At 52.8% G+C, this 26,277-nt stretch carries 28 protein-coding genes, 1 riboswitch and 1 other annotated feature; of the genes, 24 read left to right on the forward strand and 4 right to left on the reverse strand.

Going from position 1 to position 26,277, the window contains the following annotated elements; all coding sequences use genetic code 11:
* Both RJP21_RS31440 and RJP21_RS09140 read right to left on the reverse strand, forming a co-directional pair.
* Positions 1 to 127: transposase (locus tag RJP21_RS31440; protein ID WP_483874783.1), on the reverse strand; the 127-nt coding region annotated here is incomplete at its 3' end.
* Between the two features lie 274 nt (positions 128 to 401).
* Complete coding sequence (locus tag RJP21_RS09140; RefSeq protein ID WP_310859018.1) at positions 402 to 785, reverse strand: DUF1259 domain-containing protein; 384 nt, start codon at positions 783 to 785, stop codon at positions 402 to 404.
* Positions 786 to 1,080: 295 nt separating this feature from the next.
* Positions 1,081 to 1,263, forward strand: a riboswitch (FMN riboswitch).
* A gap of 350 nt (positions 1,264 to 1,613) precedes the next feature.
* Between RJP21_RS09140 and ribD the strand changes: the two genes are divergently transcribed.
* From ribD to RJP21_RS09235, 19 genes are all read left to right on the forward strand, one after another.
* Positions 1,614 to 2,756, forward strand: coding sequence for a bifunctional diaminohydroxyphosphoribosylaminopyrimidine deaminase/5-amino-6-(5-phosphoribosylamino)uracil reductase RibD (gene ribD, locus RJP21_RS09145; RefSeq protein ID WP_310859019.1), 1,143 nt, complete (start codon positions 1,614 to 1,616; stop codon positions 2,754 to 2,756).
* Positions 2,757 to 2,758: 2 nt separating this feature from the next.
* Entirely contained in the window at positions 2,759 to 3,418 is a 660-nt protein-coding gene (locus tag RJP21_RS09150) for a riboflavin synthase (protein ID WP_310859020.1), read from the forward strand.
* Positions 3,419 to 3,464: 46 nt separating this feature from the next.
* Positions 3,465 to 4,670 carry a bifunctional 3,4-dihydroxy-2-butanone-4-phosphate synthase/GTP cyclohydrolase II gene (locus RJP21_RS09155; RefSeq protein ID WP_310859021.1) on the forward strand — a complete coding sequence of 402 codons (1,206 nt, stop codon included), beginning with the start codon at positions 3,465 to 3,467 and terminating at the stop codon, positions 4,668 to 4,670.
* 65 nt (positions 4,671 to 4,735) lie between these two features.
* The gene (gene ribH / locus RJP21_RS09160; RefSeq protein WP_036714547.1) at positions 4,736 to 5,203 is read left to right on the forward strand and encodes a 6,7-dimethyl-8-ribityllumazine synthase; all 468 of its coding nucleotides are present in this window, start codon (positions 4,736 to 4,738) and stop codon (positions 5,201 to 5,203) included.
* Between the two features lie 425 nt (positions 5,204 to 5,628).
* Positions 5,629 to 6,423 (forward strand): segregation and condensation protein A, encoded by a 795-nt coding sequence (locus tag RJP21_RS09165; protein WP_160041180.1) that lies wholly within the window; start codon positions 5,629 to 5,631, stop codon positions 6,421 to 6,423.
* Entirely contained in the window at positions 6,392 to 6,994 is a 603-nt protein-coding gene (gene scpB, locus RJP21_RS09170) for an SMC-Scp complex subunit ScpB (RefSeq protein ID WP_310859022.1), read from the forward strand. Before RJP21_RS09165 ends, scpB begins: the two co-directional genes overlap by 32 nt.
* 280 nt (positions 6,995 to 7,274) lie before the next feature.
* On the forward strand, positions 7,275 to 8,549 hold the full coding sequence (locus tag RJP21_RS09175; protein ID WP_310859023.1) for a glycoside hydrolase family 16 protein: 1,275 nt from the start codon (positions 7,275 to 7,277) through the stop codon (positions 8,547 to 8,549).
* An 81-nt stretch (positions 8,550 to 8,630) separates the two neighbouring features.
* A complete protein-coding gene (locus tag RJP21_RS09180) occupies positions 8,631 to 9,341 on the forward strand; it encodes a DUF2953 domain-containing protein (protein ID WP_310859024.1) in 711 nt (236 codons plus the stop codon).
* A gap of 100 nt (positions 9,342 to 9,441) precedes the next feature.
* Positions 9,442 to 9,906, forward strand: coding sequence for a GerW family sporulation protein (ytfJ, locus tag RJP21_RS09185; protein WP_160041188.1), 465 nt, complete (start codon positions 9,442 to 9,444; stop codon positions 9,904 to 9,906).
* A 139-nt stretch (positions 9,907 to 10,045) separates the two neighbouring features.
* On the forward strand, positions 10,046 to 11,224 hold the full coding sequence (locus RJP21_RS09190) for a D-alanyl-D-alanine carboxypeptidase family protein (protein ID WP_160041190.1): 1,179 nt from the start codon (positions 10,046 to 10,048) through the stop codon (positions 11,222 to 11,224).
* A 26-nt stretch (positions 11,225 to 11,250) separates the two neighbouring features.
* Positions 11,251 to 11,898, forward strand: coding sequence for a nucleoside recognition domain-containing protein (locus RJP21_RS09195; RefSeq protein ID WP_160041192.1), 648 nt, complete (start codon positions 11,251 to 11,253; stop codon positions 11,896 to 11,898).
* Between the two features lie 6 nt (positions 11,899 to 11,904).
* Positions 11,905 to 12,438: a spore maturation protein gene (locus tag RJP21_RS09200; protein WP_160041194.1), complete on the forward strand. Its 534-nt coding sequence runs from the start codon at positions 11,905 to 11,907 to the stop codon at positions 12,436 to 12,438.
* A 111-nt stretch (positions 12,439 to 12,549) separates the two neighbouring features.
* Positions 12,550 to 12,891: an N-acetylmuramoyl-L-alanine amidase gene (locus tag RJP21_RS09205; protein ID WP_310859025.1), complete on the forward strand. Its 342-nt coding sequence runs from the start codon at positions 12,550 to 12,552 to the stop codon at positions 12,889 to 12,891.
* Positions 12,892 to 12,912: 21 nt separating this feature from the next.
* Positions 12,913 to 13,653 (forward strand): pseudouridine synthase, encoded by a 741-nt coding sequence (locus RJP21_RS09210; RefSeq protein ID WP_310859026.1) that lies wholly within the window; start codon positions 12,913 to 12,915, stop codon positions 13,651 to 13,653.
* A gap of 128 nt (positions 13,654 to 13,781) precedes the next feature.
* On the forward strand, positions 13,782 to 14,309 hold the full coding sequence (resA, locus tag RJP21_RS09215; RefSeq protein ID WP_160041200.1) for a thiol-disulfide oxidoreductase ResA: 528 nt from the start codon (positions 13,782 to 13,784) through the stop codon (positions 14,307 to 14,309).
* Between the two features lies 1 nt (position 14,310).
* Positions 14,311 to 16,002 (forward strand): cytochrome c biogenesis protein ResB, encoded by a 1,692-nt coding sequence (gene resB, locus RJP21_RS09220; RefSeq protein ID WP_310859027.1) that lies wholly within the window; start codon positions 14,311 to 14,313, stop codon positions 16,000 to 16,002.
* Positions 15,999 to 17,261, forward strand: coding sequence for a cytochrome c biogenesis protein CcsA (ccsA, locus tag RJP21_RS09225; RefSeq protein ID WP_160041204.1), 1,263 nt, complete (start codon positions 15,999 to 16,001; stop codon positions 17,259 to 17,261). Before resB ends, ccsA begins: the two co-directional genes overlap by 4 nt.
* Before the next feature lie 234 nt (positions 17,262 to 17,495).
* Positions 17,496 to 18,212 (forward strand): response regulator transcription factor, encoded by a 717-nt coding sequence (locus tag RJP21_RS09230; protein ID WP_160041206.1) that lies wholly within the window; start codon positions 17,496 to 17,498, stop codon positions 18,210 to 18,212.
* A gap of 1 nt (position 18,213) precedes the next feature.
* Entirely contained in the window at positions 18,214 to 19,656 is a 1,443-nt protein-coding gene (locus RJP21_RS09235) for a HAMP domain-containing sensor histidine kinase (protein ID WP_310859028.1), read from the forward strand.
* 179 nt (positions 19,657 to 19,835) lie between these two features.
* Here the strand turns inward: RJP21_RS09235 and serA are convergent, their stop codons facing one another.
* The gene (gene serA / locus RJP21_RS09240; protein WP_310859029.1) at positions 19,836 to 21,428 is read right to left on the reverse strand and encodes a phosphoglycerate dehydrogenase; all 1,593 of its coding nucleotides are present in this window, start codon (positions 21,426 to 21,428) and stop codon (positions 19,836 to 19,838) included.
* Between the two features lie 281 nt (positions 21,429 to 21,709).
* Positions 21,710 to 21,942: a binding site (T-box leader), on the reverse strand.
* Between the two features lie 255 nt (positions 21,943 to 22,197).
* Here serA and RJP21_RS09245 point away from each other — a divergent pair.
* The 3 genes from RJP21_RS09245 to RJP21_RS09255 are packed head-to-tail and all read left to right on the forward strand — an operon-like array spanning position 22,198 to position 24,085.
* Positions 22,198 to 22,791 (forward strand): CPBP family intramembrane glutamic endopeptidase, encoded by a 594-nt coding sequence (locus tag RJP21_RS09245; protein ID WP_160041212.1) that lies wholly within the window; start codon positions 22,198 to 22,200, stop codon positions 22,789 to 22,791.
* Positions 22,788 to 23,243, forward strand: coding sequence for a hypothetical protein (locus RJP21_RS09250; RefSeq protein ID WP_310859030.1), 456 nt, complete (start codon positions 22,788 to 22,790; stop codon positions 23,241 to 23,243). Before RJP21_RS09245 ends, RJP21_RS09250 begins: the two co-directional genes overlap by 4 nt.
* Entirely contained in the window at positions 23,237 to 24,085 is an 849-nt protein-coding gene (locus RJP21_RS09255; protein ID WP_310859031.1) for a metallophosphoesterase, read from the forward strand. The genes RJP21_RS09250 and RJP21_RS09255 overlap by 7 nt, the downstream gene beginning before the upstream one ends.
* A 45-nt stretch (positions 24,086 to 24,130) precedes the next feature.
* Here RJP21_RS09255 and RJP21_RS09260 read toward each other — a convergent pair whose 3' ends face one another.
* Positions 24,131 to 25,066: a polysaccharide deacetylase family protein gene (locus RJP21_RS09260; RefSeq protein WP_310859032.1), complete on the reverse strand. Its 936-nt coding sequence runs from the start codon at positions 25,064 to 25,066 to the stop codon at positions 24,131 to 24,133.
* 93 nt (positions 25,067 to 25,159) lie between these two features.
* On the opposite strand from RJP21_RS09260, the gene RJP21_RS09265 reads away from it, so the two are divergent.
* Both RJP21_RS09265 and RJP21_RS09270 read left to right on the forward strand, forming a co-directional pair.
* Positions 25,160 to 25,453: a hypothetical protein gene (locus RJP21_RS09265; RefSeq protein WP_160041220.1), complete on the forward strand. Its 294-nt coding sequence runs from the start codon at positions 25,160 to 25,162 to the stop codon at positions 25,451 to 25,453.
* 188 nt (positions 25,454 to 25,641) lie between these two features.
* Positions 25,642 to 26,256, forward strand: coding sequence for a genetic competence negative regulator (locus tag RJP21_RS09270; RefSeq protein WP_160041222.1), 615 nt, complete (start codon positions 25,642 to 25,644; stop codon positions 26,254 to 26,256).
* The last annotated feature ends 21 nt before the right edge of the window (positions 26,257 to 26,277 follow it).

The raw sequence follows: 26,277 nt of genomic DNA on the forward strand, positions 1-26,277 counted from the left end.
GCCTTATAGAGGCTTCTGGAATACCCAACTCTTTCGCGACTCGCTTATATCCGAAGCCATGTTCGAGGTACATCTGAACAGCTTTATATTTCGATTCAGTTGAATGTGTGTGTTGGACTCTGGCCATGTAAAAATCCCCTCCAAGTTAACAGTAAGAGTCAGTCTCTTATCTGTCTACCTAAAGGGGATAATATCATTTTACCGGCGTCAGCTTATTTCCGTTTGAAGATAGTATGAGTTTCAAAGCAATGTATGGCTTCCTTATATCTCAAGAGAAATTTCAGCTACACGGGGTCTGTCTTCTGCGATAGTACGTCGATAGATGTATTTTATTATGATGCGGGAAAGCCGGACGGAATGAAAAACGGCGTTCGGAATCCTTTCCAAACGCCGCAAGGAATTTATTTTTTTAGAACGTCTAACGCAGCTCTCAGCTTTCGGGCAAATTGAATGGGATTTTCAACCGATTCAATATGGAGGTACATCAATCTGGGTTTTTCAAACAACCAGTGGTTGTGGACCGCCGTTATTTTGAGGTTGCGTCTGCGAACCGCGTTAATAAAGCGCTGCACTTCGGACTGAAGCAGCGTAATTTCGCCGGTGTTCAAAGTCGTGCCGTTTTTAAGCGATTGAATCGTAATTTCATGTTCGGTTTCATAATTTCTTCCAAGAATTTTTGCATTCAGTTTTCTTTCAACCATAATCGTGCAGCTTTTGCCGTCGGACGTACCCTTGCCGCCCAAAATGGCAGCAAGACGGTTGCAAAGCGCTTGGGAAATTTTCATGCATTCCACTCCTTTCGTGATGTTACAAAATATGAAAGGTTGAAAGGCAAGGAACATTTGAATGACTATTTTTTTAAAAATATGCTATTGGGAAATCGATAGAGGTTGCAAGGAACGACAGCGCTTACGTTGGCAATGTCGGTGCCAGTGCTCCAATCCGGAGCATCATTAGCCTTCGTGGGCGACGGCCTGAAACATAGGCTTGCCTCTTGCATTTATAAACGATCGGTAGTAACATACAGCTTAGTTCATGATGCTTGATCTGGTTTCACACCATGAACTACTAAAAATTTGGGTTTTCCTTCGGGGCAGGGTGAAATTCCCTACCGGCGGTGATGATGCATTTCGTGCATGGCGATCTGCCATGAAACGAATGAATCTTAGTCCGTGACCCGGCCGCGTGGCTTGACAGCCCGCGTACGGTGGACCCGGTGCAAATCCGGGACCGACAGTATAGTCTGGATGGGAGAAGGAGCGAAAGCGCAGGGTACATATACTCGTGCGATACACCCAATAAAGCTGCGGCAAGACGTGTCTTTTTTCACGTGCGCTCGGGATGACCGTTTCTTGAACGATCAGAAAAGGGTTCATGATGAACCTCTGGTCTGGCAGGAACGTTGCTATGATGCCTTCGTCCGGTCGGAAAGCGTGTGAACCATGCACTTTATTTGCCGTTCCCAAATGACGGGTACCGCCTTTACAACTGCTATGGCGGAAGCTTTATTTGAGTGTCTTCAGCTTATTCTCATGACGCCCCCGGATGAAATCCGGAGGGCTTTTTTGTTGTTTGCTTCAAAAAATGGGAACGGAAAGGAGGAACTGTTGGCGATGGAACTGCCGGTGAATGATGAATTTTACATGTCCCTGGCGCTGGATATGGCCGAACGTGCGCAGGGGCAAACGGGAATCAATCCGGTCGTGGGCTGTGTGATCGTGAAAGACGGCGCGCTTGTCGGTCTCGGAACGCATCTGAAAAGAGGAACCGCCCATGCGGAAGTGCATGCCGTCCGTATGGCCGGCGAACAGGCGGAAGGAGGCACGGTGTACGTCACGCTGGAGCCGTGCAGCCACCACGGCAAAACCCCGCCTTGCAGCGACCTGCTCATCGAAGCGAAGGTAAAACGGGTCGTGGTCGCCTGCTTAGACCCGAATCCCGTCGTCGCAGGCTCAGGGATCAAACGTCTCCGTCAGCACGGAATCGAGGTCCATGTCGGCACGCTGCGGGAACGGGCGGTACGATTGAACGACAAGTTCGCGAAGTACATTACGACCCAGATGCCTTACGTAACGATCAAGGCGGCAAGCACGCTGGACGGGAAAATTGCGACCGAAACGGGTGACAGCAAATGGATTTCGAACGAAGAAGCCCGGCTGCAGGCGCATGCGCTCCGCCACCGTCACCAGGCGATCATGGTCGGCATCGGAACGGCGCTGGCGGATGATCCAAGCCTGACAACGCGGCACGAAGGCGTGGACGGCTTGCAGCCTGTGCGCATCGTCGTCGATTCAAGGCTTCGTTTGACGCCGGAAGCCAACCTGTTGAAGGTTGGAACCTCGCCCATCGTTATTCTGACGACGGAACAGGCGCCGGTTGAACGGCGCAGGCTGCTGGAGGAACTAGGGGCCGAGATTTTGGTCTGCGGCGCAGGTCCTCGCGTAGATCTGGAGGCGGCTTTGGAAGAGCTTGGCCGCAAGGAAATCGGCTCCGTTCTGGTCGAAGGCGGCGGGGCGCTGAACGGGGAACTGCTGCGGGCGCGACTTGTGGATCGAATCGTTTTGTATTTCGCTCCGAAAATCGTCGGGGGCAAACATGCTCCGCATTCTTTCGATTTTGAAGGCATCGGGCGCATGGCGGATGCGATCACGTTGGATGACCTTGAGGTGGACCGGGTCGGGGACAACATTTTCGTCTCGGGAAAACCGATTTGGCCTGACCATGTAAACGGTGAAGAACAGGAAGAGGAGGGGTGAACATGTTTACCGGATTGGTTGAAGAAGTCGGAATTTTGGACGGCATTGCAAGGCAAGGGGAAGCCATGGTATTAACGATCAAGGCATCCGCCATTATGGACGATATCAAGATCGGCGACAGCATCGCGGTGAACGGTGTCTGCCTGACCGCCACGAAGATCGGCGACGGCGCTTTTTCCGTCGACGTCACTCCCCAGACGTACCGCCATTCCAATTTGGGGCTGATGAAGCCGGGAAACCGCATCAATCTCGAGCGGGCGATGAAAGCAAACGGGCGCTTCGGCGGCCATCTGGTTCAGGGGCATGCCGATATGACCGGTACGGTCCGCCGGTTGTCAAAAGAGCAAAACGCGGTCCTGATCGATATCGCTCCGAACAAACCGGACCTGAATAAATTTATCATCCCGCAAGGCTCCGTTACGGTGGATGGCGTCAGTCTGACGATCGCCCGTACCGACGGCGAAAGCTTCACCGTATCGGTCATTCCCCACACGCTGGCGGAAACGGGGTTGTCCGGCTTAAAAGCGGGAAGCATCGTTAACATCGAATGCGACATCATCGGCAAATACGTGCATGCCCTGTTAGGGCGGTCGGCATCCGGCGCGGGCAGGGACCGTTCGGGCATTACGCTGGATATGCTGGCGTCAAACGGATTTGCGTAAACGAAGGATCTTCGGCAAGACAGCATCTTAAAGGAGGCAAAACAACATGGAGCCAATTCGATTCGACTCGATTGAGGACGCGATTCGGGATTTGCGGGAAGGCAAGGTCGTCATCGTCGTGGATGACGAGGATCGGGAAAACGAAGGGGATTTTGTCGCCCTGGCGGAAAAAGCGACCCCCGAAGTGATCAATTTCATGATTACCGAAGGGCGCGGGCTTGTATGCGTCCCGCTGGCCAGGGAACGGGCGGAGGCGCTCGAGCTGCTGCCCATGACGGCTCAAAACACCGATCACCACGGCACGGCTTTTACGGTATCGGTCGACCATAAAGACACGACCACGGGGATTTCGGCCCAGGAACGTTCGTTGACGGCCAAGGCGCTGATCGACCCGGCCGCCGTTCCCGGGGATTTCCGTCGACCCGGCCATATGTTTCCGTTGATCGCCAAAGATGGAGGTGTCCTGCGGAGAGCGGGACATACCGAAGCGGCGGTGGATCTGGCCGTGCTCAGCGGAGCCGCTCCTGCAGGTGTCATCTGTGAAATCATAAAAGAGGACGGCACGATGGCAAGACTGCCGGACCTTGCGGTTATGGCCGAAAAACACGGGTTAAAGCTGATTTCGATCCAGGACTTGATCAAATACCGCAATCAGCAGGAGAAGCTGGTGCACCGGGCCGCGGAGGTGCGGATGCCGACCGAATTCGGCGAATTCAAGGCCGTCGCTTACACCAATGACGTGGACGACAAGGAGCATCTCGCGCTTGTCAAAGGGACGATTTCCGGCGATGAGCCGGTGCTCGTCCGGGTGCACTCCGAATGTTTAACGGGAGACGTCTTCCATTCGCTGCGCTGCGACTGCGGGCCGCAATTCGCCGCGGCGCTCCGGCAGATCGAAATGGAAGGCGCCGGCGTGCTGCTGTATATGAGACAGGAAGGCCGGGGCATCGGATTGATCAACAAGCTGAAAGCTTACGAGCTGCAGGAGCAGGGGCTGGATACGGTCGACGCCAACCTGAAGCTGGGTTTTCCGGCCGACCTGCGGGATTACGGCATCGGCGCGCAAATTTTAAAGGATTTGGGCATTTCGAAAATCCGCCTGTTGACCAACAATCCGCGAAAAATCAAAGGTCTGGAGGGCCACGGCCTGAAGGTCGTTGAACGGGTGCCGATCCAGATGGAAGCCGGAAAGGACAACAGCCGTTATTTGCAAACGAAGCGGGCGAAGCTCGGGCATATGCTGAATCTATAAAAAACGCTTGGGACTATGCAACATAAGCGAAGCAATCATAAATGAAAACGAAAGGTTGATGAATCATGACACATATTTTTGAGGGAAATCTGGTTTCCAGCGGGCTGAAATACGGGATCGTCGTAGGCAGATTCAACGAATTCATTACAAGCAAGCTGCTGAGCGGTGCTTTGGACGGGTTGAAACGTCACGGCGCCTTGGACGAAGAAGTGGACGTCGCTTGGGTGCCCGGCGCGTTTGAAATTCCGCTGATCGCAAGCAAAATGGCGGAAAGCGGCAAATACGACGCCGTCATTACGCTCGGCACCGTCATCCGCGGAGCGACTTCCCATTATGACGTCGTTTGCAACGAGGTCGCCAAAGGCGTGGCGGCAACAAGCCTGAAGACAGGCGTGCCGGTCATTTTCGGCGTTCTGACCACGGACAGCATCGAACAGGCCGTTGAACGCGCAGGCACCAAAGCCGGCAACAAAGGTTATGAAGCGGCGGTGTCGGCGATCGAAATGGCCAATTTGACGAAGCAGTTTAAATAAAACGGAACAGGCAGGCGGTAAAGGCATCCTTCGGCATGAAGGATGCCTTTTTTCTGGGCGGGGGCGTGAGTTTTGCGGCCAGTTCCTCGATCTCAATGTTCTGCCTGACCGGGATGTGCGGCGCACGTCGTATATCAACGGCAAATCGCATCCAAAATGGCGGCGGAAGCTTTGAGAAGGCGGGAACGAAGCGCTGGGAGGCTTGACGAATGCCGTGAAATCATGCTTATTTAAATGTAGTGCCTTTACACGGGGCGCTCTATTTTTTTAATATATGAGTAGGGAAGAAACTTGGCTTTATAACAAAATTGGCGGAAGGGGCGGAATCGATCCGCAACCGCAAGCGGCCACTTTTGCATCTTGCTGAGAACTAATTTTCAGTTTTGAGCCCGATAGTAGCTCATTTTATGGACGGAGGATAAGCCGTGAACACAGTATTATACAAACTGGAGACATTTGAGGGTCCGCTCGATTTGCTCCTTCACCTGATAGACAAAGCGGAAATCAATATCCAGGATATCCCCGTCAGCGAGATTACCGATCAATACATGGAATATTTGCACACCATGCAGGAGTTGGAGCTGGACGTGACAAGCGAGTTCCTGGTCATGGCCGCCACGCTGCTGTCCATCAAAAGCAAGCTGCTGCTGCCGAAACCGCCGGTGTTTGAAATGGACGAATTCGATTTTTACGAGGAAGAGGACGTCGACCCGCGCGCCGAGCTGGTGCAGAAGCTGATCGAATACCGAAAATATAAAGGCATCGCCAAACATTTGCAGGAGCGGGAATGGGAGCGGAGCCTCCTGTATGCCAAGGAACCCGAAGATTTGACGCCGTGGGTGCCGCAGGTGACGGAAAATCCGGTTCGCGGACTCCACGCCGCCGATCTGGTCGCCGCGTTTCAGAAAGCACTGCGCAAAGCGGTCCGGCGGACAAGCTACACTCGGATCCAGCGCGACGAAATATCGGTCAAGGACCGGATCCGTCAAGTCGTGGGCGTGTTATCCCAGTCGGGCCCCGGCGGAAAGGTGTTGTTTTCCCGGCTTTTGCACGAAGACATGGTAAGGCATGAGATTGTCGTTACGTTTTTGGCTATTTTGGAGCTGATGAAAATGAAACAGATCTTGTGCTACCAGGAAAAGCTGTTCGATGATATCGTAATGGAGTGGAGAGGAGGAGAGCAGCTTCATGGACTTTCCGAAATTGAAATCGATTATTGAGGGGCTGCTGTTTCTCGCAGGAGACGAAGGGCTTACGGTCAAACAAATCGCCGAGGTCGTGGATCACCGGCCGGAGCTGGTCGAAGATGCGCTGAGGGAATTAAAGGAGGATTTGATGCGGCAGCAGCGGGGCATTCAAGTCATGCAGATCGCGGGCAGCTTCCAGCTGACAACGCTCGCGGAGCATGCCTCTTTTTACGAGAAGCTCGCTTATTCGCCTTCCCGTTCATCCCTGTCCCAAGCTGCGCTGGAGACGTTGGCCATCGTTGCGTACCGTCAGCCGATCACGCGCGTCGAAATCGAGGAGATCCGGGGGGTCAAATCGGAACGCGCCATCCAGACGCTGGTGAACAAGGATCTGATCGAGGAAACGGGGCGGGCCGAGGCGATCGGCAGGCCGATCCTTTACGGCACGACGAAATCGTTTCTCGATTATTTCGGTCTGCCGAGCCTTCAGGATTTGCCTGAACCGCAGTTGTTCGAAAGCACGGAAGACCTCGAGGAAGAGACGCAGCTGCTGTTTGAGAAGCTGGACGGCAGGCAGCTGACGATCGACGATGTGGACAATTGAATCGATGAATATGGCTTGCGAAGCCGCCGGAACATCGTTCCGGCGGTTTTTTTGCATATCTTTTGTACGGCTTCCGTTGCGCATCTCCCAAGCTTGACCGAATAAGTAAACAAAACGAAAAACAAGTCATAATTTTAACATTTCATCCGGTTCTCTTGGGGATTACAATGAAAACGCATACCTGCGCGAAAATTTAAGCCGATGCACCCGTTGATTGGCATGATCGCGTACCGGCTGTACCTTTTATATTCCCGAACCTATGGATGAGGAGGACATTCAAATGAAAAACATTTCCAACACGCCGGGTTTTCCGGCAAACCCGCCCGAGAAGGAAGGATGGCGGCTCGTATTTCAGGAAGAATTCGAGGGTCCGTCGCTGGATGAAGGCAAGTTGTTGCCGTACGGGCTTGCGCATTGGTATGAACCCGGTGAAAACCTTGCGGCTTATGAAATCAAGGATAGTTGTTTGGTGCTGAAGCTGCCCGACGCCGAAAAAAGAATATCGGCCGTCGCCACCGGCATGCGGGACGGGCTGCACCGATTCTGGGATAAGCTTGAGCTGCGCCGGCACGTGAGGCCGGTTATGAATCTCGTAACGCAATACAGCTATTTCGAGCTGCGGGCGAAGGTCTCCAAAGGGAGTGGAATCAATTCGGCCTGGTGGATGATCGGTTTTGAAAACCAGCTGAACCAGAACGCGGAAGTCGATATATTCGAAGTGCTGGGAAAAGACACGCATGTCATGAACTCCACTCTGCATGCGCTGCGCGATCCGGACTTGAAGTATGAACATCTGCCTTACCAGTCGAAAGACGATCTGTCCGCGGAATTTCACGTTTACGGCTTCGAATGGGACGAACACGGCATGGCCTTTTATTTGGATAACAACAAAATTTGGCAAACCCGCCAGTCTCCGTCCTATCCGATGGTGACGCTGCTGCAGATCAACGAATCCGACGGAGGTTGGGTCGGGGAACTGGATCCCGCCGTTCCTTATCCGAAGGAATTTGCAGTGGATTATTTCCGGGTCTATAAAAAGGAAGGGATGCCGCTTGAATTGACGCCGGCGGAAACGGTTAAAGAAGGAGGAAATCTGGCTCAAGCGGCTGTAGCCGGAAGCGGCAACGATATCGTTTGGGGAGATTTGTATGAAGCGAAATCGCATATTTGCGCGCTGAACGACGGAAACCCGGATACGGTCGTCGTAAGCAAGCCGGGCGTCCCGACGCCGCACGCCTATTATTTGGATTGGGCGGAGCCGAAATCGTTGAATGCGGTACGCTTAACCGTCGGCCCGGGCAGCGAAAAGATCATCGCGGATTGGGCGGTGGAAGTATCCGCAAACGGCTTGGACGGGTGGATTGAAGTGGCGGATTGCCGCAAAGCCCGGCTGCACTCCGATGACGGAAGCGGCTGTGCCGTTTACGAAGCCTCGTTTCCGGTCGTCCGCGGCGCCAAAGCGCTTCGTCTCACCATCCGCGGCTTAACCGATGATTCGCAAAGCTATAAGATCGGCGATCTGGCCGTCTTTTTGATAAAGGATACGGCCCTTTAAGATCATCGAACCGAATCTTTTCCAGCCGTGCAGACCATACTATGTCAGAAGAAAAGATGCTCAGATTTGGGGGGCTCTACTGTGTGGATTGCGCTGGTTGTCATCGCCGTCATCGTCATCATGATCATTGCCGCAGCAATGTCGAACATCACGTGTACCGTCCGGTACAAAAAAGAAGGCAGCGACGACCGGGCCGAAGTCGATATACGGATGCTCTTCGGTTTCGTGCGTTTTCATTACGAAATGCCGAAGCTAAAGTTGGAGAACATGAAAAAAGGCTTTCTTCTGAAACTGGAAAAACAAAACAGCATAAATCGGAAATCGGGTGGCGCCATGCACGCGCGGATCAATAAACGCAAAATTGAACTGTGGTCCCAGGACGTGAGGATTTTGTTAAAATCGACGGTTTCCCTTAAAAAGTGGCTGCAGCATACGTTTGCCCACGTCCGGGTTCATGACCTCAACTGGTCAACCCGTATTTCCGCGGGCGAAGCGGAATGGACGGCCGTGGCGACTGGCGTGCTTTGGAGCATCAAAACGACGCTTGTCGGCTGGTTGTCCTACCAGGTGCGAATGAAAAAGAATCCCCATCTGAACGTCATCCCCGAATTTACCGACGAGATGACTTTTTCAACCGAATTCTTCTGCGTTTCCCGGCTTTCCTTCGGTTACGCGATGTACGCTTCGTTTGTTTTGATGTCTAGGATTTTGCAGGTTGAAGGCGGCGTGAAAAAATGGTTCCGCTTGTATCGGCAAATGAAGGCAAAAAGTCAGAAGGTTCCAAGCGTGTAGCTTGCCCGAGCCTGTTAAAGCCCCTACATACTCGAAATGAATATGGGCAAACTAATGATTGAAATGACCTTATTTAGTTTCATGAAGGAGGAAACAGCAAATGTCCGATCATCCGATTCAAGGCCTTATGCAAACCGCTATGGAGAACATTAAAGGCATGGTCGATGTCAACACCATTGTAGGCGATCCCGTACAAACGCCGGACGGCAGCGTCATTCTTCCGATCAGCCGCGTCGGATTTGGTTTTGCCGCAGGGGGCAGCGATTTTAACGGCGAATACGCAGACAAAGTAGGCGAACACGGCGCTGCGGATCTCAAGTCCTCGATGCCGTTCGGCGGGGGCAGCGGCGGCGGCGTATCCATCCGTCCGATCGCGTTCCTCGTTGTCGGGAAGGAAGGGGTCAATATCGTACCGCTCGATAACCAGACCCATATTTTCGAGAAGCTGATCGACTCCGCGCCGATGATGGTGGAGAAGCTTCAGTCGATGTTCCAGACCGGCAACACGACCGCGGGCATGAATGCGCGGCAGCAAATGGTCAACGAACCTCCGACGTTTTATTGACAAAGCTTGCGTCCCCTTCGCTATCGAAGGGGATTTTTTTGGGAGCGGCCGGTTTTTACCCATCCATCCCGATTGGCATACGATAAGCAAGACAAGCATATACTTGTACAAGATTTTCAAGAATCCGGAGGAAGAAACGATGAAGATACGATCAATCACCCGCTGGATCGCGGCGGCCGCGATATTTCTGGCTTCCTGCGTTCCGGTTTCGGCCGAAAGCGGGCAGCAGATTCCCGAATTGCACACCCACGCCCAAGCGGCGGCGTTGATGGACGTCACCTCCGGGCGGCTGCTTTATTCCAGTCACGGTGACGACCAATTGCGGATCGCGAGCCTCACGAAAATCATGACCGCAATCGTGGCGATTGAGCACGGCGATTTCAACAGGCCGGTAAAGGTCAGCAAAAACGCCTTTGGAAAAGAGGGCTCATCGATTTACTTAAAACTGGGCGAGGAGATGACGCTCGAAAACATGCTTTACGGCTTGATGCTTCGTTCGGGCAACGATGCGGCGACAGCCATTGCGGAGCATGTGGGCGGCTCGGAAGAAGGTTTCGTGCACTTGATGAACGAAAAAGCCCAGGAGCTTGGCTTGCAGCATTCCCATTTTGCAAATCCCAGCGGGCTCGACGCGAACGGCCACTATTCCTCTGCCAACGACATGGCCAAGCTGACCGCTTACGCGCTCCATAACCCGCTGTTCCACGACATCGTCAAAACTCAGGTCAAAAAAGCCCCGAACCCGAACGAATCCTGGGACTACCGCTGGGATAACAAAAACAAAATGCTTCGCTTGTACGAAGGGGCCGACGGCGTTAAAACCGGCTATACGAAAAAAGCTTTCCGATGCTTGGTCAGTTCGGCAACGCGCAACGGCCAGCAGCTCGTGGCGGTAACGCTGAACGACGGGGACGATTGGAACGACCATGCCAAAATGCTGGATTACGGCTTTAAATATTTTCCGCTGTCCCAACTGATGGAGAAGGGCGAATCCGTGCAAGGTTACGACCTCGTGGTGGCCAACACTTTCAAATATCCGTTTGCCGACGGAGAAAAGGAGCGTTTGGAGAAAAAGCTGGTGCTTTTCTCGCCTGCCAGGGAAAAAGCGCAGGATGTTAACTTCGGATTGCGGGGGGAGATCCGGATGGTTCTTGACGGAAAGCAGATCGGAACGGTTCCGGTCTATCAAAAAGGCAGCTATTTGCCCGAGCCGAATCCCCGGAACCCAGTGAAGGACGCGCTCGCGCCGATCCATCCTTCGACGTTGGCCGGGGCTTTGTCGAAGGTGTTCAAGCAGCTGTTCCTACAGCAAAATTAACGCTGCGGGGGAGGAGAGATAAACTTATGATCAATATCATTTGGCTTGCGTTGATTCTGATCGGGTTCGTGTTTGCGGCAGTGCAGGGGAATATTGAAACGGTGACGTCGGCCGCCTTTGACGGAGCCAAAACAGGGGTAACGGTATGTTTCGGCTTGATCAGCGTGCTCGTGTTTTGGCTCGGGATGATGAAACTCGCCGAGGACTCGGGATTGCTTCAAAAAATCGCGAAGCTGCTTAGTCCCATCGTGCGTTTCCTGTTTCCCGACGTGCCCAAAAACCATCCGGCGATGGGTTACATATTGTCCAATATGAGCGCCAACCTGCTCGGTCTCGGCAATGCCGCCACACCGATGGGCATCAAGGCGATGCAGGAGCTGCAGACGCTGAATCCGGACAAATCCGCCGCAAGCCCGGCCATGTGCACGCTGCTGGCGCTTAATACGGCAAGCATCACCATCATACCAACGACCCTTATCGCCATACGCATGAATTATCAGTCGGCCAACCCGACCGAAATTGTCGGCACGACGCTTGCCGCCACAATGGTGGCCACGCTCGCCGCGGTAGCGGCGGACAGGTATTACCGGCGCAAGTTTTTGAAAAGAGGGCCGAAACCTCCCGTCCCAACGGGCCCGCCGCTTTCGGCGGCCAAATCGGATGCGAAAGGATGATGCCGCGTGACCTCGATCATCAACCTCATATCGGCATGGGCGATCCCTGCGTTGATCGCCTTTATCCCGCTGTTTGCTTTTACGAAAAAAGTGCCCGTATATGAATCCTTTGTTCTCGGCGCGAAAGACGGCTTTCAGACCGCCATCCAGATCATTCCGAATCTCGTCGGCATGATGGTGGCCATCAGCGTATTCCGCGCGTCCGGCGCATTGGATTTTTTCGTCGGCTGGACAGGCCCGTTTTTAAGCCGGCTTGGCGTTCCAAGCGAAATTTTGCCGCTCGGGCTGCTCCGCCCGTTGACCGGAACGGGATCGCTTGCGTTTGCGACCGACCTGATCTCGGTTCACGGGCCCGATTCGATGATCGGAAGGATGGCGTCGACGATCCAAGGGAGTACCGATACGACGCTTTATGTTTTGACGGTGTACATGGGCGCCGTCGGCATCCGCAACGGCCGGTATTCTTTGAAGGTCGGCCTGTTTTCGGACGTCATCGGCTTTGTCGCTTCCATTGCCGTCTGCCTGCTGTTTTTCGGATAAAAAACCATGGCATGACTCGCCTTTTTTATTGGCTTTTGAGCCGTAACGTAACGATAGACACCTCATATACTGTAAACACGCATGTCATCGTACAGGGATTGAGGTGGAATCATGACGTTTGAAGGTTTTATCATTCATCATTCCTCTTGTGCTTCCATCAACGGGACCGGGTATGATTTCTGGATCGGAGCGGACGGCTCCGTCACTTCGGCTCCTTTATTGACAGACCCCTCATACATTCATATTTGCCTGGAAGGCGACTTTAACCGGAGTTACGACTTGCTCGGCACCGCCGCAAAGCAGCAGCTTTTTATCGCCAGCAAGCTGATCCTGAAGCTTTCCAGGCAATACGCCATTTCCCCCCTGTTCCTATATCCGCATACGGAGGAATGCCCCGGGAAAGAATTTCCTTGGAATGAACTTGTGATTTACCCTACGCACGGGTATCATTAGTTTGAGGTGACCTAATATACAATGGAAAGATTACAGAAGATTTTGGCCCAGGCAGGCATCGCTTCCCGTCGCAAATGCGAGGAACTGATTCTGGCCGGCAAGGTGGAAGTTAACGGGGAGACCGTGTCCGTGCTGGGAACCAAAGCGGACCCCGAACAGGATATCATCACCGTGGAAGGCAAGCCGATTAGAAACGAAACGAAAATTTACGTAATGCTGAACAAACCGAAAGGCGTCATCACAAGCGCAAAGGATCCGGCCGGACGCAAAATCGTTACGGACTACATCAAAGGCATCAAGGAGCGGATCTATCCGGTGGGACGGCTCGATTACGATACGGAAGGATTGCTTCTGCTGACAAACGACGGCGAATTCGCAAACATGCTGACCCATCCGAAACATCATGTGCCCAAAACGTATCTCGCGACCGTCGAGGGGATTCCCCACGGCAGCGACCTGGACAAGCTTCGCGCGGGCATTCAGCTCGAGGACGGGATGACTTCCCCTGCGGAAGTCGAGTATAAAGACATCGATGTCGACAAAAACGAAGCGGTCATTACGATCACGATCCACGAGGGAAGAAACCGCCAAGTACGCCGCATGTTCGATGCGATTTCCCATAAGGTGATTCGGCTGAAGCGTGTATCGTTCGGCGATTTGCAGCTTCAAAACCTGAAACGCGGACTGTACCGCCACTTGACGAAAAACGAAGTAGAGGCGTTGAAAAATATGGCTAAATCCGGAAAGAAAAGCAAAAAATAGCTCGGAAGGACACACAATATTCATAACCGTCCGCCACAAATATGACATGTTTTCGCTATAATTGTTCATAGGATGTTCAAACCTGTGAAGGAAAACATGACTTTTGTCATCGTAAAGGAGCATTTGGCATGGGTAAATCAAAAAAGAAGCTACTGCAGATCATTATCCTGCTTTTGATCGTGATCGTAGGCGGTTATGCCATTGTTACGCAGGTGTCGGGATCGGGAGGCAAGCCGACCGAAGGCAGCAAAGCGCCCGATTTCGATTTGTTGGGTCTGGACGGCAAAGCCCATAAGCTGGAAGAATATAAGGGGAAGGCCATTGTATTGAATTTCTGGGGCACTTGGTGCGGGCCTTGCGTAAAGGAAATGCCGGCTTTGCAGGCGCAATGGGAGAAGTGGAAGGACAAAGGCGTCGTTATCGTCGGGATCAATGCGGGAGAAGACAAGATGGCCGTCGAAAACTTCGTGAACAACGTAAACGTCGATTTTCCGGTGCTGCTTGACCCGGATAAGGTTTCGATCGCCAAATACGGCATTTCGCCTTTGCCTACTACTTTTTTTGTGTCCAAGAACGGGAAAATCAACAAAATCCATCTCGGACAGCTGGATTTGGATACCCTCGACAAACAAATTGAAGAGCTGGTGAAATCGTAAAATGTTACAGAAAGTCGTCGGTTTTCAAAACACCAAATGCGAATGCGGTCACCAGAATCCGGTCGGCACCGTGCTGTGCGAATCTTGCGGCCGGCCCCTTGACGAGAATGATCTGAAGTCGATGGAAGTGCTGGAGATGCGCTATGACGGGATGGCCCGCCGATCGCAGCGCGCCAACCCGAATTTCATCGACCGGATCTGGAACTTTTTCGCTTCCGTCAAGATCGCGGTGTACATGATCATTCTCACCCTGCTCGGGTCGATGCTCGGAACGATTTTTCCCCAGGAAAACACGTTCCTGAACATCGATCCATCGACATATTACAAAGAAACCTACGGTACGTGGGGGCTGGTCTATTACAAGCTTGGACTTACGCATACGTATGAATCCTGGTGGTTTATCCTCCTGCTTGTCATGATCGGCGCTTCGCTCGTGATCTGCAGCCTGGACCGCGTCCTTCCGCTGTACAGAGCGCTGAGCAAGCAGCAAATACTTAAGCATATGCAATTTTTGACCCGGCAGCGCGTCGTCTATCAAGGCAAAATAGAAGGCGATGCCGAGGCATGGGTGAAGCAGGTCGCCGCGCCGATGAAGAAAAAGGGCTATCGCGTGCATACGGACGGAAACGCTCTCTTGGCCGAAAAGCACCGGTTCAGCCGCTGGGGTCCGTACGTGATCCATATCGGATTGATCATCTTCCTTCTTGCCGTTTTGGCCCGCGGTTTGCCGGGACTTAAAATGGACCAACATTTGTCCTTCCCCGAGGGGGAGATCAAACCGATCCCGGACACGTCTTATTATCTTAAAAACGAGAAGTTTACCGTGGAGTTCTATACGGAAGAAGACATGCCGAAGGAGTTCCGCAATCAGGGGAAGGTCCTTCCGAAGCTGTTCAATACGGAAGCGACGTTGTACCGCTGCACGGCGAATTGCAACGATCCGACCAAAGAGCCGAAGCTTGAGGTCGTCGCCAAACATAACATTCAGGTCAACGATCCGATGGATTACAAAGGCCTGAAAATTTACCAATTCGATTACGATTTGACGCCGATCCTGCGTTCGGTCAACCCGACGCTGGTTGATGCCAAAACGGGCAAGGAATTAGGCAAATTCAAGCTGGACATCAAAAATCCGCAGCGGACATACACCGTGGGGGACTACTCCCTCGAGCTGAAAGAAAAATACAATGATTTCGGACTGGACGAAAACGGAAGGCCCGTAACGAAAACTCCGAATCCGAATGCGCCAGCGTTCCTTTTTCTGATCAAAGGTCCGAATTTGCCGGCTTCGGGCATGCAGTATTTCTATTTCCCGAAACAAATCGATAAAGAGCGATTCCAGCAGGATGCCATCAACGACAAGATGAACGGCGGCCATACGCCACTGATGCTGGATGTGAAAGGGATGGAGAACGTCGATTTTTCCATGTCGACGACGTATTTGAACGTCCGGGTGGATAAAGTGATGCCGTTTATTTGGATCGGGGCCGCCATCGTGATGATCGGACTCGTGCTCGGTTTTTATTGGCAGCACCGCCGCATCTGGCTGCGCATCGACAACGGCATGCTGACGCTGGGAGCGCATACGAACAAAAACTGGTTCGGCATTCGCCGCGAAATTTCGGCCATTTTGAAAAAAATGAATTTGGACGTGGACGAAAAGTCCCTGGATAACGGAGGAAAAGAAGCATGAATGGTTTACTTTCTTTCAGCAGCAATATGTTTGTCGTCGCATTTTTCCTCTATTGCGCGTCATTCATATTGTTCGCTGTCGCTCTCATGGGCCGTAGGTGGAGCAACCGCGATCCGGTAGCGCATTCGAAAAAATGGGGCAAAATCGCTTTTGCCGCATCTTCGCTTGGTCTCATTTTCCATCTGATCTTTTTCGTGACGCGCTGGATCGGCGGCAAACATATTCCGGTCAGCAACATGTACGAATTTATGTCGTTTTTGTCCATGATGGTTATGGTGGCGTTTACCGTCGTTTACTTGATCTACCGGAAAACGCTGCTCGGACTGTTTGCGGTGCCGATTACAATCATCATAATGGCTTATGCGGCCGTCTTCCCGCAGGAAGTGCAGCCGCTCATTCCGTCGCTGCAATCTTACTGGCTGAAAATTCACGTAACGCTGGCCGCGGCCGGCGAATCGTTTTTCGCCATCGGTTTTGCGGCGGGGTTCATGTATTTGATCCGTACCGTCGACTTCAAGGGCACGGAGAAAAAAGCCAAGAGGCAGCAGCGCTGGGTTGAGGTCGTTTTCTTTTCGGTGATTCTCGTTATTTCCTTTATTGCGACCGTGTTCATTTTCCGCTCGGCCGGCTATGAATCCGTGTTTACCCAAACGAAGGTAACCGGGCAGCCCGGGGCGGAGCAAACGGTCACGCAAACGGTGTCGTACAAGCTTCCGCCGATCGTGGGACCGTACCAAAGCAAAGTGGTCAGCTACGAACCGTTCCTCGGCATGAGCAAGCCGCTTTTTAACGCACCGTCGTGGATGAACGGGGTTAACGCCGGACGCAAATTCAATACGATCATTTGGACTTTCATCACGGGCATCATTTTGTACGCCGTATTGCGCCTGATCGCCCGCAAGCCTCTCGGCCGCGCCGCATCGCCGTTGATGGAAGGAATCGATCCCGACGATCTGGACGAAATCAGCTACCGGGCCATCGCCATCGGCTTCCCGATTTTTACGCTGGGGGCGCTCATTTTTGCGATGATCTGGGCCGAAATCGCCTGGGGCACGTTCTGGAGCTGGGACCCGAAAGAGGTATGGGCGCTGATCTGCTGGTTGTTCTACAGCGCATATTTGCACCTGAGATTGTCCCGCGGCTGGCAGGGCGGCAAGTCGGCATGGTTGTCGGTCATCGGCTTCCTAGTGGTCATGTTCACCCTGGTCGGCGTCAACCTCGTCATCGCAGGCTTGCACTCCTATGCGGGCGTTGATTGAGACGCTACATTAAAATACCGCAATTCAAGAAAATCCGTTTCCTCATTTGAAGTTGGATGTCGAAGCGGATTTTCGCTATAATTGTCTATACGAGGGTATGTATTTTCGCATAAATTGGGATGCTGCAAAATTCGATTTCAGCCGCTCTTGGATATGGTATATCCGTATATGGCTGCATTGGAAGCCGCGTTTTCGGATTTTTGCAAAATCCTTATCTTAAAGGGGTTGTTGTTGATGTCAGAGCATGGAAACCGGATATTGGTAGTGGACGATGAAGAGCGGATTCGCCGTCTGTTAAAGATGTATTTGGAGAAGGAAGGTTACGAGGTCGAGGAGGCTGAAGACGGGGAAACCGCGCTCCGGAAAGCCGCCAATCAGGATTACGGGCTGATTTTGCTCGATTTGATGCTTCCGGGGATGGACGGCATGGAGGTATGCTCCCGCTTAAGACAGCTGAAATCGACGCCTGTTCTGATGCTGACGGCCAAAGGGGAAGAGATCAACCGCGTGCAGGGATTCGAGGTCGGCGCGGACGACTATGTGGTAAAACCGTTCAGCCCAAGAGAAGTGATCTATCGCGTTAAAGCGATTTTGAGACGCGCTTCGGCGACCGCTTATTTGTCGAAAGACAGCAATTCCAGCAACAACATCGTATTTCCGCACCTGGTTATCGAGCATGATGCGCATCGGGTGACGGCAAGCGGGCATGAGGTAAGCCTGACGCCGAAGGAATACGAGCTTCTCCATTATCTCGCAGTATCTCCCGATAAAGTGTTTTCGCGGGAAGAACTGCTGAAGGACGTGTGGAATTACGAGTTTTTCGGCGATTTGCGCACGGTGGACACGCATGTGAAACGGTTGAGAGAAAAGCTGAACAAGGTATCCCCGGAATCCGCCGCGATGATTACGACCGTATGGGGCGTCGGTTACAAGTTAGAGGTGCCGAAGTAACGTGAACTTCTGGACATCGCTGGTCGGAAAATTATGGGCGACGATCATTTGCCTCGTTGCCTGCATACTTATCATTTTAGCCTTGTTTCTGCTCCCGTACATCGATACGAATTTCTCAAACAATTCCGGAGATATCAAACGGCTGTTTACGTATACGGCGATCATCGGGTTTTCGATGACGACGTTTTTCGCTTTGTTTTTGCTTACGAAAATTACGCAGCCGATGCAAAAGCTGATCAGCGCGACGGAAGCGATCAGCAAGGGGGAATACAGCACCCGCCTCTCGATCGTGACCAGCGACGAAATCGGCAAGCTGGCCAACACGTTTAATCATATGGCTGCGGAGCTCGAAGACAACATCCGCAACCTGAACCAGGAAAAGGAACATTTGGCGAGCGTCCTGCGCAGCATGAGCGACGCCGTGATCACCATCGATACGTCGGGACGCATCATTTTGACGAATCCGCCGGCGCAAAAGCTCATCCCGAGATGGAGGGACATCGACTGGGACATGGAGCAGGCCGACGAGCTCGGAGGCGATTCGGACGAAAAGGTGCCGAAGCCGCTGTTCGACCTGTTTGAACGTATGCTGAAGGAAAGCGCGGATGTCAGCGCGGATTTGCACGTCAAGCAGGGAGTTTGGTCGGTGCATATGGCGCCGTTGTACGCGGACAACGACATCCGCGGGGCGGTGGCCGTTTTGCGGGACATTACGGAAAAGGTGAAACTTGAAAAAATGAGGCAGGATTTCGTCGCCAACGTATCCCATGAAATCCGGACGCCGCTTTCGATGATGCAGGGCTACAGCGAAGCGCTGCTCGACGGAATGGCTGCTTCGCCGGAGGAAAGCCAGGAGCTGATTCAGGTCATCCATGATGAATCGCTGCGGATGGGCCGCTTGGTGAAAGACCTGCTCGACCTGGCCAGAATGGAAGCGGGACATACCGACATTGAGCGCAGAAGAGTGGATGTCAACGAACTGCTGGAACGTGTCTACCGGAAGTTCTCCGTGCGGGCCAAAGAGAACGAAATCGAGTTGATTTACGATAGAAAAACGCCCGATCTGGTGCTTGAAGCGGCCGATGAAGACAAACTCGAGCAGGTGCTCACGAATTTGCTCGACAATGCGTTCCGGCATACGCCGACGGGCAAACAGATCCGGATCGTTGCCGACAGGGCGGAAACGGGACCTGCATCCGAGCTGATCATCAAGATCGAAGATGAAGGGGCGGGAATACCGAGCGAGGATTTGCCTTACGTCTTCGAGCGTTTCTATAAGGCAGACAAAGCGAGGGTCCGGGGAACGTCCAACGGGACGGGGCTTGGCCTGGCGATCGTCAAAAGCATCGTGGACGCCCATGACGGAACGATCCGCGTTTCGAGCCAGGTCGGGGAAGGAACCGTATTCTCGATAAGGCTTCCTGTCGAAAACGAGACAGCTTAAGCAACAATGCAAGAAACACCTCAAACCGAGGTGTTTTTTGTTGAAGTTGCAAGATAAATCTTGTTCAACGTGGAACATAGGAAAAGCGCATGTCCCCATAGGCATGCGCTTTTGTTGCGTTACGTGTTTGATTTTCATTATAGAAGTGCGAAAGTGCCTGGCCGGGCGTAATCCGGTTGTTATAGCGTAATTTCGATCGCGCTGTTTAAGCCCGGCAGTGTCGTCAGCTGCGTCAGCACGTCTTTTTGCACGGCTTTGTCGACGGTCAGAATCATGATCGCTTCGCCGCCGATAATTTTGCGGCCGACCTGCATCGATGCGATGTTGACGTCGTTTTGGCCGAGCAGGGTGCCGACGCTTCCGATCATGCCCGGTTTGTCGTGATGGGAGATGAGGATCTGATGGCCTTCAGGCGCCACATCGACCGGGAATTTGTTGATTTGCACGATCCGTTCGCCATAACCGTTCAACAGCGTGCCCGCCACCAGCGTTTCTTCGTCGTTTTGCGTCTTCAGCGTTACCGTAAGCAAGTTGGTGAACCCTTTGGATTTCGACGCTTGGGTGACGACCACGTTGATGTCGCGCGATTTGGCGAGATGCATGCCGTTGACGATATTGACGTTTTCGTCGCCGAGATGATGGGCGAGCACCCCTTTGACGATATAGCGGGTAAGCGGCAGCGTGTCGACGTCGGACAGGTCGCCGGCATAATCAACATGGATTTCGTTTACGGCCTGGTTCGCCGATTGGGCCGCGAAGCTTCCGAGTTTTTCGCCGATCGCGAAATATGGCTGCAGGCGGCTCATGACGCTGGCGGCGACGGGCGGCATGTTGACCGCATTTTTGAACGGTTCGTTGCGAAGAATGTGGAGCACTTCTTCGGACACGTCGATCGCCACGTTTTCCTGAGCTTCCACGGTCGATGCTCCAAGATGAGGCGTCACGATGATTTTCGGATGGCTCAGGAACGGATGGTCTTTTTGCGGCGGTTCGCTTTCAAACACGTCGAACGCGGCGCCGGCGACGATGCCTTCGTCGATCGCTTCCACGAGGGCAAGCTCGTCGATGATGCCGCCGCGGGCGCAGTTGACGATGCGCATGCCTTTTTTCATCACTTCAAACTGCGGACGGGAAATCATGTGGCGGGTATCCGGCGTCAACGGCGTGTGCACCGTCATAAAATCCGCGTTGCGCACGATATCGTCGACGGATGCCAGCTTGACTTCCATTTTTTCCGCCCGCTCTTGGGTCAGGAACGGGTCAAACGCCAAAATGTTCATGCCGAACGCTTTGGCGCGTTTGGCGACTTCGCTGCCGATGCGGCCCATGCCGAGCACGCCCAGCGTTTTGTTGCGAAGCTCGACGCCCAGGAACGATTTGCGGTCCCAAACGCCGCCGATCGTTTTCGCGTAAGCTTGCGGAATGTGACGGGCAAGCGCCATCATCATCGCGAACGTGTGCTCGCAAGTGGTGATGGTGTTGCCGTCCGGTGCGTTGATGATGATGATGCCGCGTTTCGTCGCCGCTTCCAAATCGATGTTGTCTACCCCGACGCCGGCGCGGCCGACAACCTTCAGCTTGGAGCCCGCTTCCATAATTTTTTCCGTGACACGCGTTTGGCTGCGGACAAGCAGGGCGTCGTACTCTCCGATAATCGCTGCAAGCTCATCTTCGCCAAGGCCCGTCTTTTTCTCTACTTGGACATCGGCCGCATCCATCAGCTGCTGAATGCCCAAATCGCTGATCGGATCCGATACTAACACTTTAAACATGGTTTCTTCCTCCTTTGATCTTTGCAAGCAAAAATAAAATATAAATGAAAGGGAGCATTCCGGGTTGAAATGCGATCCCGTAAAACCTGATGCATGTAAATCCGAGCTTGGCATCCGTAATCGAGGTCTTTGTCCATTGTTGTATTCCCAGGGCAACGCGGTACTGTGTAAAAGAACAGATGTGCGGCGCGGCGCGAAATGAACCCGCAACGCAAGGTTGTAAACTACCGGATGCTGCCGGAAGCAACAAAAAAACTCTCAATCCGCACACTACTTGCGTAGCAAGGGACGAGAGTTGTTCGTGGTACCACCCTAATTCACCGCCGGTTTTGAAACGGCAGCCTCAGAGGCCATTCGTTGGCCGATTTGATAACGGAAATTACCCGGCTGCACCTACTGAAAAGTTCAATGCAGCTTCTCTGGAACGCTGAAGACGTCTTGCCCGCCACCGGTTTGCACCATCCACCGGCTCTCTGAAGGCTTTCAAGGGTCTTTTTTCCTTCATCGGTTTTGATTCGTTAATTTTTTTTCATAATGTATCACGGCCCCGCAGCTGCTGTCAATAGGGATTCTTCGTGCTTCTTGAAACTTTCGCGCGAAATCTGATATGATTTTGATGGCGTTTCATGGCGTTTTTTCATAGATTATATCCATGGGACGGCAAAAACATCGCCTCATCATTTCCCGTTCAAGGAAAAATGCGATATGATAGAAAGAGTGAAGGGGACAAGCCTTTTCATCGCTAAAACAATAGACAGGCAGGCAAAACATGAAAAAATTCAAATTCCGTGCGCCTAAATTGAAACAGGCCACTCCCGATCAGCTGACCGACCGTCTGCTCCTGATCAACCTTTACCTCACCCAAGGGCTTACCTTCCTAACGGGAATCATATGGATATTATTTCAGAGGAGAAATCCGCTGGAATTATTTGTTCCGCATTCGGGCTCTTATTTCTGGGCGTGGGGCCTCGGTCTTGCGGCCGTCATGTTCCTGATCGATTTTGCCGTGTCCCGAATCACGCCGGAGGAAGTCATGGATGACGGCGGGATCAACAATTTGTTGTTCCGAAACCGCCCGGTGTGGCATATCGTATTCATAGCCGCCGTCGTGGCGGTGTGCGAGGAACTGCTGTTCAGAGGGGCGATACAGCATTCGTTCGGCGCTTATTGGACCAGCATCCTGTTTGCGGTCATTCATGTCCGGTATTTGAGGCACTGGATTCCGACCGGCTGGGTGTTTTTGAGCAGCTACGGGCTTGGGTATATCTACATACAGTCCGGCACGCTGCTGGCCCCGATCGTATGCCATTTTGCCATCGACTGCATTTCCGGTTTGGTGATCCGATTTCGGAGGGAATCATGAGTACTGAATTAAGCAGAGTCAAAACGTATAATCATCGAAAAAAAAACGGCAAAAAAAAGCCCCCTGCGCCCGCTTCTGAAGAAAGCCGACCCGTATCCCCCCAGCCACGCAGGGGACGGGGCAAATCCGGATCGGCGACTTTAAGCAGGGTGAAAGCGAGAGACGAGCGTAACCATGCTCCCAAGCCGGAGGAGGAGACGCGGAGCGCTTCCTTCGAGTCTGCGGGAGCGTTCCGGTCCCGTACGGAAAAGTATAAAACGGGACAGCATGCGTCGAAGAGAACGGGCGAAGAAGAGGATTCGACCCCGAGCCGAACCGAAAGATACGCGTCGAGAAAAATTATGATCAGCAAATATTTTACGAACTCGTTATTTATCCTTTTTCTTGTACTTACGGCGTTTTTGGTCTATTGGGGAGTCAAGGGCGCGCCCCCGCTGGAGGAATTATGGTGACGGCGGCGCTTTTATGGGGCGCCGGCATCATTGCGGCGTGCTGCGCACTGGTCTTCGCAAGGATGTCTTACGAAGCGAGGGTTCACGCGGTGACGCGCGCCGAGGTGACGCTGGAAAGGCTGCCGAAGGCTTTCGACGGATGCCGGATTTTTTTTATTTCGGACATTCATAAACGCAAGCTTTCGAAGTCGTTTTTGCGGGACATGCAGGGGAAAGCGGATTGGGTGATCCTTGGCGGCGACATTATGGAGAGGAACGTCCCTCTGGAGCGGGTTCGGGAGAATCTGGACGTTCTTTCGCGGATCGGTCCGATGTACGCCGTTTACGGCAACCATGATCTGAAAGCGGACCCGTCCGGTTTGGCGGATGCCCTTAAAAAGGCGGGCGGCGTGCTGCTTCGTGACGACAACGTCCTGTTGGAAAAAAACGGGGCCCGGATATGTCTGACCGGCATCGATCAACCGCTGCAAAAACGCGACGGATATCCAAAACCGCCAGCGCTGCCGCCGGAAGCCCTTAATCTGTGCCGGATCCTTGTCGTGCATGATCCCGTCTGGATCCGGCATGTTTCCGAGAAACCCGCGGATCTCATTTTGGCAGGCCATACGCATGGCGGGCAAATCCGTTTCCCGTTTTTCGGGGCGCTTCGCCTGAACCGGTTTTACCGTAAATACGATTGCGGCTGGTTTGCATGGTATCAACCGCGATCCGCCGTCCGGAAGCCGCAGATGCTCATCAGCCGCGGGTTCGGCAACCGAAGGGTGACGCTGCGTTTATGCTGTCCGGCCGAAATGCATCTTATTCGGCTGAAGACGGCGGAGCCGGGTACATCCGAAAGCTAAAAAAGGCGTTTCTTACCGATTGGATCGGCAGAAACGCCTTTTGTTTTATCTCATCTCAAGTTCGATGCTGCGCGGATCCACGAAGGAATATCCTTTGCTTTCCAGCTTCGTCAAAAGCTGATCCAGCGCTTCGGTCGTCCAAGGCAGCTCATGCATCAAAATGTTGCTGCCGGGGTGAAGCTGATCCATGACGTTTTGAATGACCTTTTGCGGATTGTCTTTCCCTTTCGATTTCATCGTCCAATCCAGCGATCCGTTGGACCAGGTCATGTACAGCAGGCCGTTTTCCTTTGCGATTTTTTTTCCGATATCGCCGCCTTCGCCAAATGGGGGCCGGAAAAAGGCGGGCGCCTCTCCGATCGTGTCCTTCACGATGGCCTGCACGTCCTCGATTTGCTGCCGTACCTTCGCTTCGGGCTCTTTACGCAGCGAAATGTGGTCCCAGCTGTGGTTGCCGATGATTTGGCCGCGGTCGTGGATCAGCTTGAGAAGCTCGGGATGTTCCTTGACCCGGTAGCCGTTTACGAAAAAAATCGCTTTGGCATGATGCTTGTCCAGCGTATCGATCAGGCTGTTGATCCATTCGGCTTTTTTGGGGCCGTCATCGAACGTAAGCAGCACGACGTTTTTTTCCGTCCCTTCATCGTTAGGCACGATGTTGTACGCTTTGTTCATATGGTATTTGATCGGAACTTCAGCCGCATCTCCATCGGCGGCCGGCTGGTCCTGACCGTTGCTGGACCCGTCGGCAGGGTCGGCGTTTTCCGCGTCGGATTTACCCGTGCCATCATTCCCCGTTTCGGCGGTTGTCGTCTCTTTTTCGTTCGTGTTTGTTTCCTTACCGCCCGCCGGCGCCTGTTTTCCGCCTTCCTGCTGCTGTACAGCGGGCTTCGCGTTTTCGGTGGCGGCTTCTTTATTCCCTCCGCATGCGCTGAGCAAAAGCGCGGTCAAAAGAAGCAGCGCAGCCGTTTTTCTTACCATTATTTCATCTCGCTTTCCTGTTTTTTTGCCGCATGAGCATGGCGTCATTCGCGAACACTAGACTTGATTTTATCACATAAGGAGGTTGTAATTGTGAATACTTCGTCATTTATCAGCGGCGTTTTGATCGGCGCCGCGGCAACTGCCCTCGTATCCCGAGGCAAAGGAACGCTTACTTCCGCCATCGCCCATAATGCGGGCAAAATGATGGACATCGGCTCGATCGGATCCATCGCCGGGAACAACCATGCATCCCAGTATTCGGACATCCATTCCAAAGGGGAAAGCATGAAGCAAATCAACGCATTCATCAACAGCAATCCCGACGTGAAAAGGGAAGTCGACGCGATTTTGAAGGAGACAAATACCGTCATTCCGGGCATGTAACAGCCTGAAAACTCATAAGAATCATTTTTGGGGCGCTACACGCTCAAAATGATTCTTTTTTTGTCCATTTTACAGCGTGCATTTTGAGTTATATAATGATAACATACTTACATAGAACTATTTTCAGCACACCATTATGAAGGACATCATAATTTGTTATAACATTGCTTACAGAGGAGGATCCTGTCATGAAAATAGAACGATTAAGCTCAGATAAGATACGGATTTTCCTCACGTTCGACGATTTGAGTGAGCGAGGAATTCAGAAGGAAGACATGTGGAAGGAACTTCCCAAAGTCCATGAGCTGTTCACAGAAATGATGGATCAAGCCTATAACGAACTCGGTTTTGACGCAACCGGACCGCTCGCCGTGGAAGTTTTTGCCCTTCCCGCTCAAGGCATGGTCGTCATCGTGACCCGTGGAAAATATGACCATCAGCATTATAGCCACTTAGGGGAAGATGAGCTTCCCGAAGAGGTTTACGAAATGGAAGTCACCTTGGAACAAAGCGACTCCATCGTATACGCTTTCGATGATTTTGAAGTGCTGATCGAGGCTGCGCATGTTCTCGGCGGTCAAATTACGGAGGAAGGCCGTCTTTATCATTATAGAGATCAATGGGTTTTGTTTATGGATCCGGAGCAGATCGATTCCGGCAAACATTCGTCGCTCATCGCCGTTTTGGCTGAATACGGGGAAGCCGCTTCCTATACCGAAGCGGTTCTCGATGAATACGGTAAGGTGGTCATGCCCGAGAAGGCGATCGCAACGATCCGCGAACATTTTAAAAGACAGGATTAACGGCTTGTCATCCCATGAGCA

This window comes from Paenibacillus sp. VCA1, assembly GCF_031583795.1.
Classification (GTDB): domain Bacteria; phylum Bacillota; class Bacilli; order Paenibacillales; family Paenibacillaceae; genus Paenibacillus_AQ; species Paenibacillus_AQ albilobatus.

What these genes read in the sequence shown, in the direction of transcription:
- ccsA (WP_160041204.1), top strand. Translation starts at nt 15,999, where the DNA reads ATGAATGGTTTACTTTCTTTCAGCAGCAATATGTTTGTCGTCGCATTT.
- RJP21_RS09175 (WP_310859023.1), top strand. Translation starts at nt 7,275, where the DNA reads ATGAAAAACATTTCCAACACGCCGGGTTTTCCGGCAAACCCGCCCGAG.
- ytfJ (WP_160041188.1), top strand. Translation starts at nt 9,442, where the DNA reads ATGTCCGATCATCCGATTCAAGGCCTTATGCAAACCGCTATGGAGAAC.
- RJP21_RS09250 (WP_310859030.1), top strand. Translation starts at nt 22,788, where the DNA reads ATGAGTACTGAATTAAGCAGAGTCAAAACGTATAATCATCGAAAAAAA.
- RJP21_RS09195 (WP_160041192.1), top strand. Translation starts at nt 11,251, where the DNA reads ATGATCAATATCATTTGGCTTGCGTTGATTCTGATCGGGTTCGTGTTT.
- RJP21_RS09210 (WP_310859026.1), top strand. Translation starts at nt 12,913, where the DNA reads ATGGAAAGATTACAGAAGATTTTGGCCCAGGCAGGCATCGCTTCCCGT.
- RJP21_RS09150 (WP_310859020.1), top strand. Translation starts at nt 2,759, where the DNA reads ATGTTTACCGGATTGGTTGAAGAAGTCGGAATTTTGGACGGCATTGCA.
- scpB (WP_310859022.1), top strand. Translation starts at nt 6,392, where the DNA reads ATGGACTTTCCGAAATTGAAATCGATTATTGAGGGGCTGCTGTTTCTC.
- resA (WP_160041200.1), top strand. Translation starts at nt 13,782, where the DNA reads ATGGGTAAATCAAAAAAGAAGCTACTGCAGATCATTATCCTGCTTTTG.
- RJP21_RS09260 (WP_310859032.1), bottom strand. Translation starts at nt 25,066, where the DNA reads ATGGTAAGAAAAACGGCTGCGCTGCTTCTTTTGACCGCGCTTTTGCTC.
- RJP21_RS09155 (WP_310859021.1), top strand. Translation starts at nt 3,465, where the DNA reads ATGGAGCCAATTCGATTCGACTCGATTGAGGACGCGATTCGGGATTTG.
- RJP21_RS09270 (WP_160041222.1), top strand. Translation starts at nt 25,642, where the DNA reads ATGAAAATAGAACGATTAAGCTCAGATAAGATACGGATTTTCCTCACG.
- RJP21_RS09245 (WP_160041212.1), top strand. Translation starts at nt 22,198, where the DNA reads ATGAAAAAATTCAAATTCCGTGCGCCTAAATTGAAACAGGCCACTCCC.
- ribD (WP_310859019.1), top strand. Translation starts at nt 1,614, where the DNA reads ATGGAACTGCCGGTGAATGATGAATTTTACATGTCCCTGGCGCTGGAT.
- RJP21_RS09230 (WP_160041206.1), top strand. Translation starts at nt 17,496, where the DNA reads ATGTCAGAGCATGGAAACCGGATATTGGTAGTGGACGATGAAGAGCGG.
- RJP21_RS09190 (WP_160041190.1), top strand. Translation starts at nt 10,046, where the DNA reads ATGAAGATACGATCAATCACCCGCTGGATCGCGGCGGCCGCGATATTT.
- RJP21_RS09255 (WP_310859031.1), top strand. Translation starts at nt 23,237, where the DNA reads ATGGTGACGGCGGCGCTTTTATGGGGCGCCGGCATCATTGCGGCGTGC.
- serA (WP_310859029.1), bottom strand. Translation starts at nt 21,428, where the DNA reads ATGTTTAAAGTGTTAGTATCGGATCCGATCAGCGATTTGGGCATTCAG.
- RJP21_RS09140 (WP_310859018.1), bottom strand. Translation starts at nt 785, where the DNA reads ATGAAAATTTCCCAAGCGCTTTGCAACCGTCTTGCTGCCATTTTGGGC.
- resB (WP_310859027.1), top strand. Translation starts at nt 14,311, where the DNA reads ATGTTACAGAAAGTCGTCGGTTTTCAAAACACCAAATGCGAATGCGGT.
- ribH (WP_036714547.1), top strand. Translation starts at nt 4,736, where the DNA reads ATGACACATATTTTTGAGGGAAATCTGGTTTCCAGCGGGCTGAAATAC.
- RJP21_RS09205 (WP_310859025.1), top strand. Translation starts at nt 12,550, where the DNA reads ATGACGTTTGAAGGTTTTATCATTCATCATTCCTCTTGTGCTTCCATC.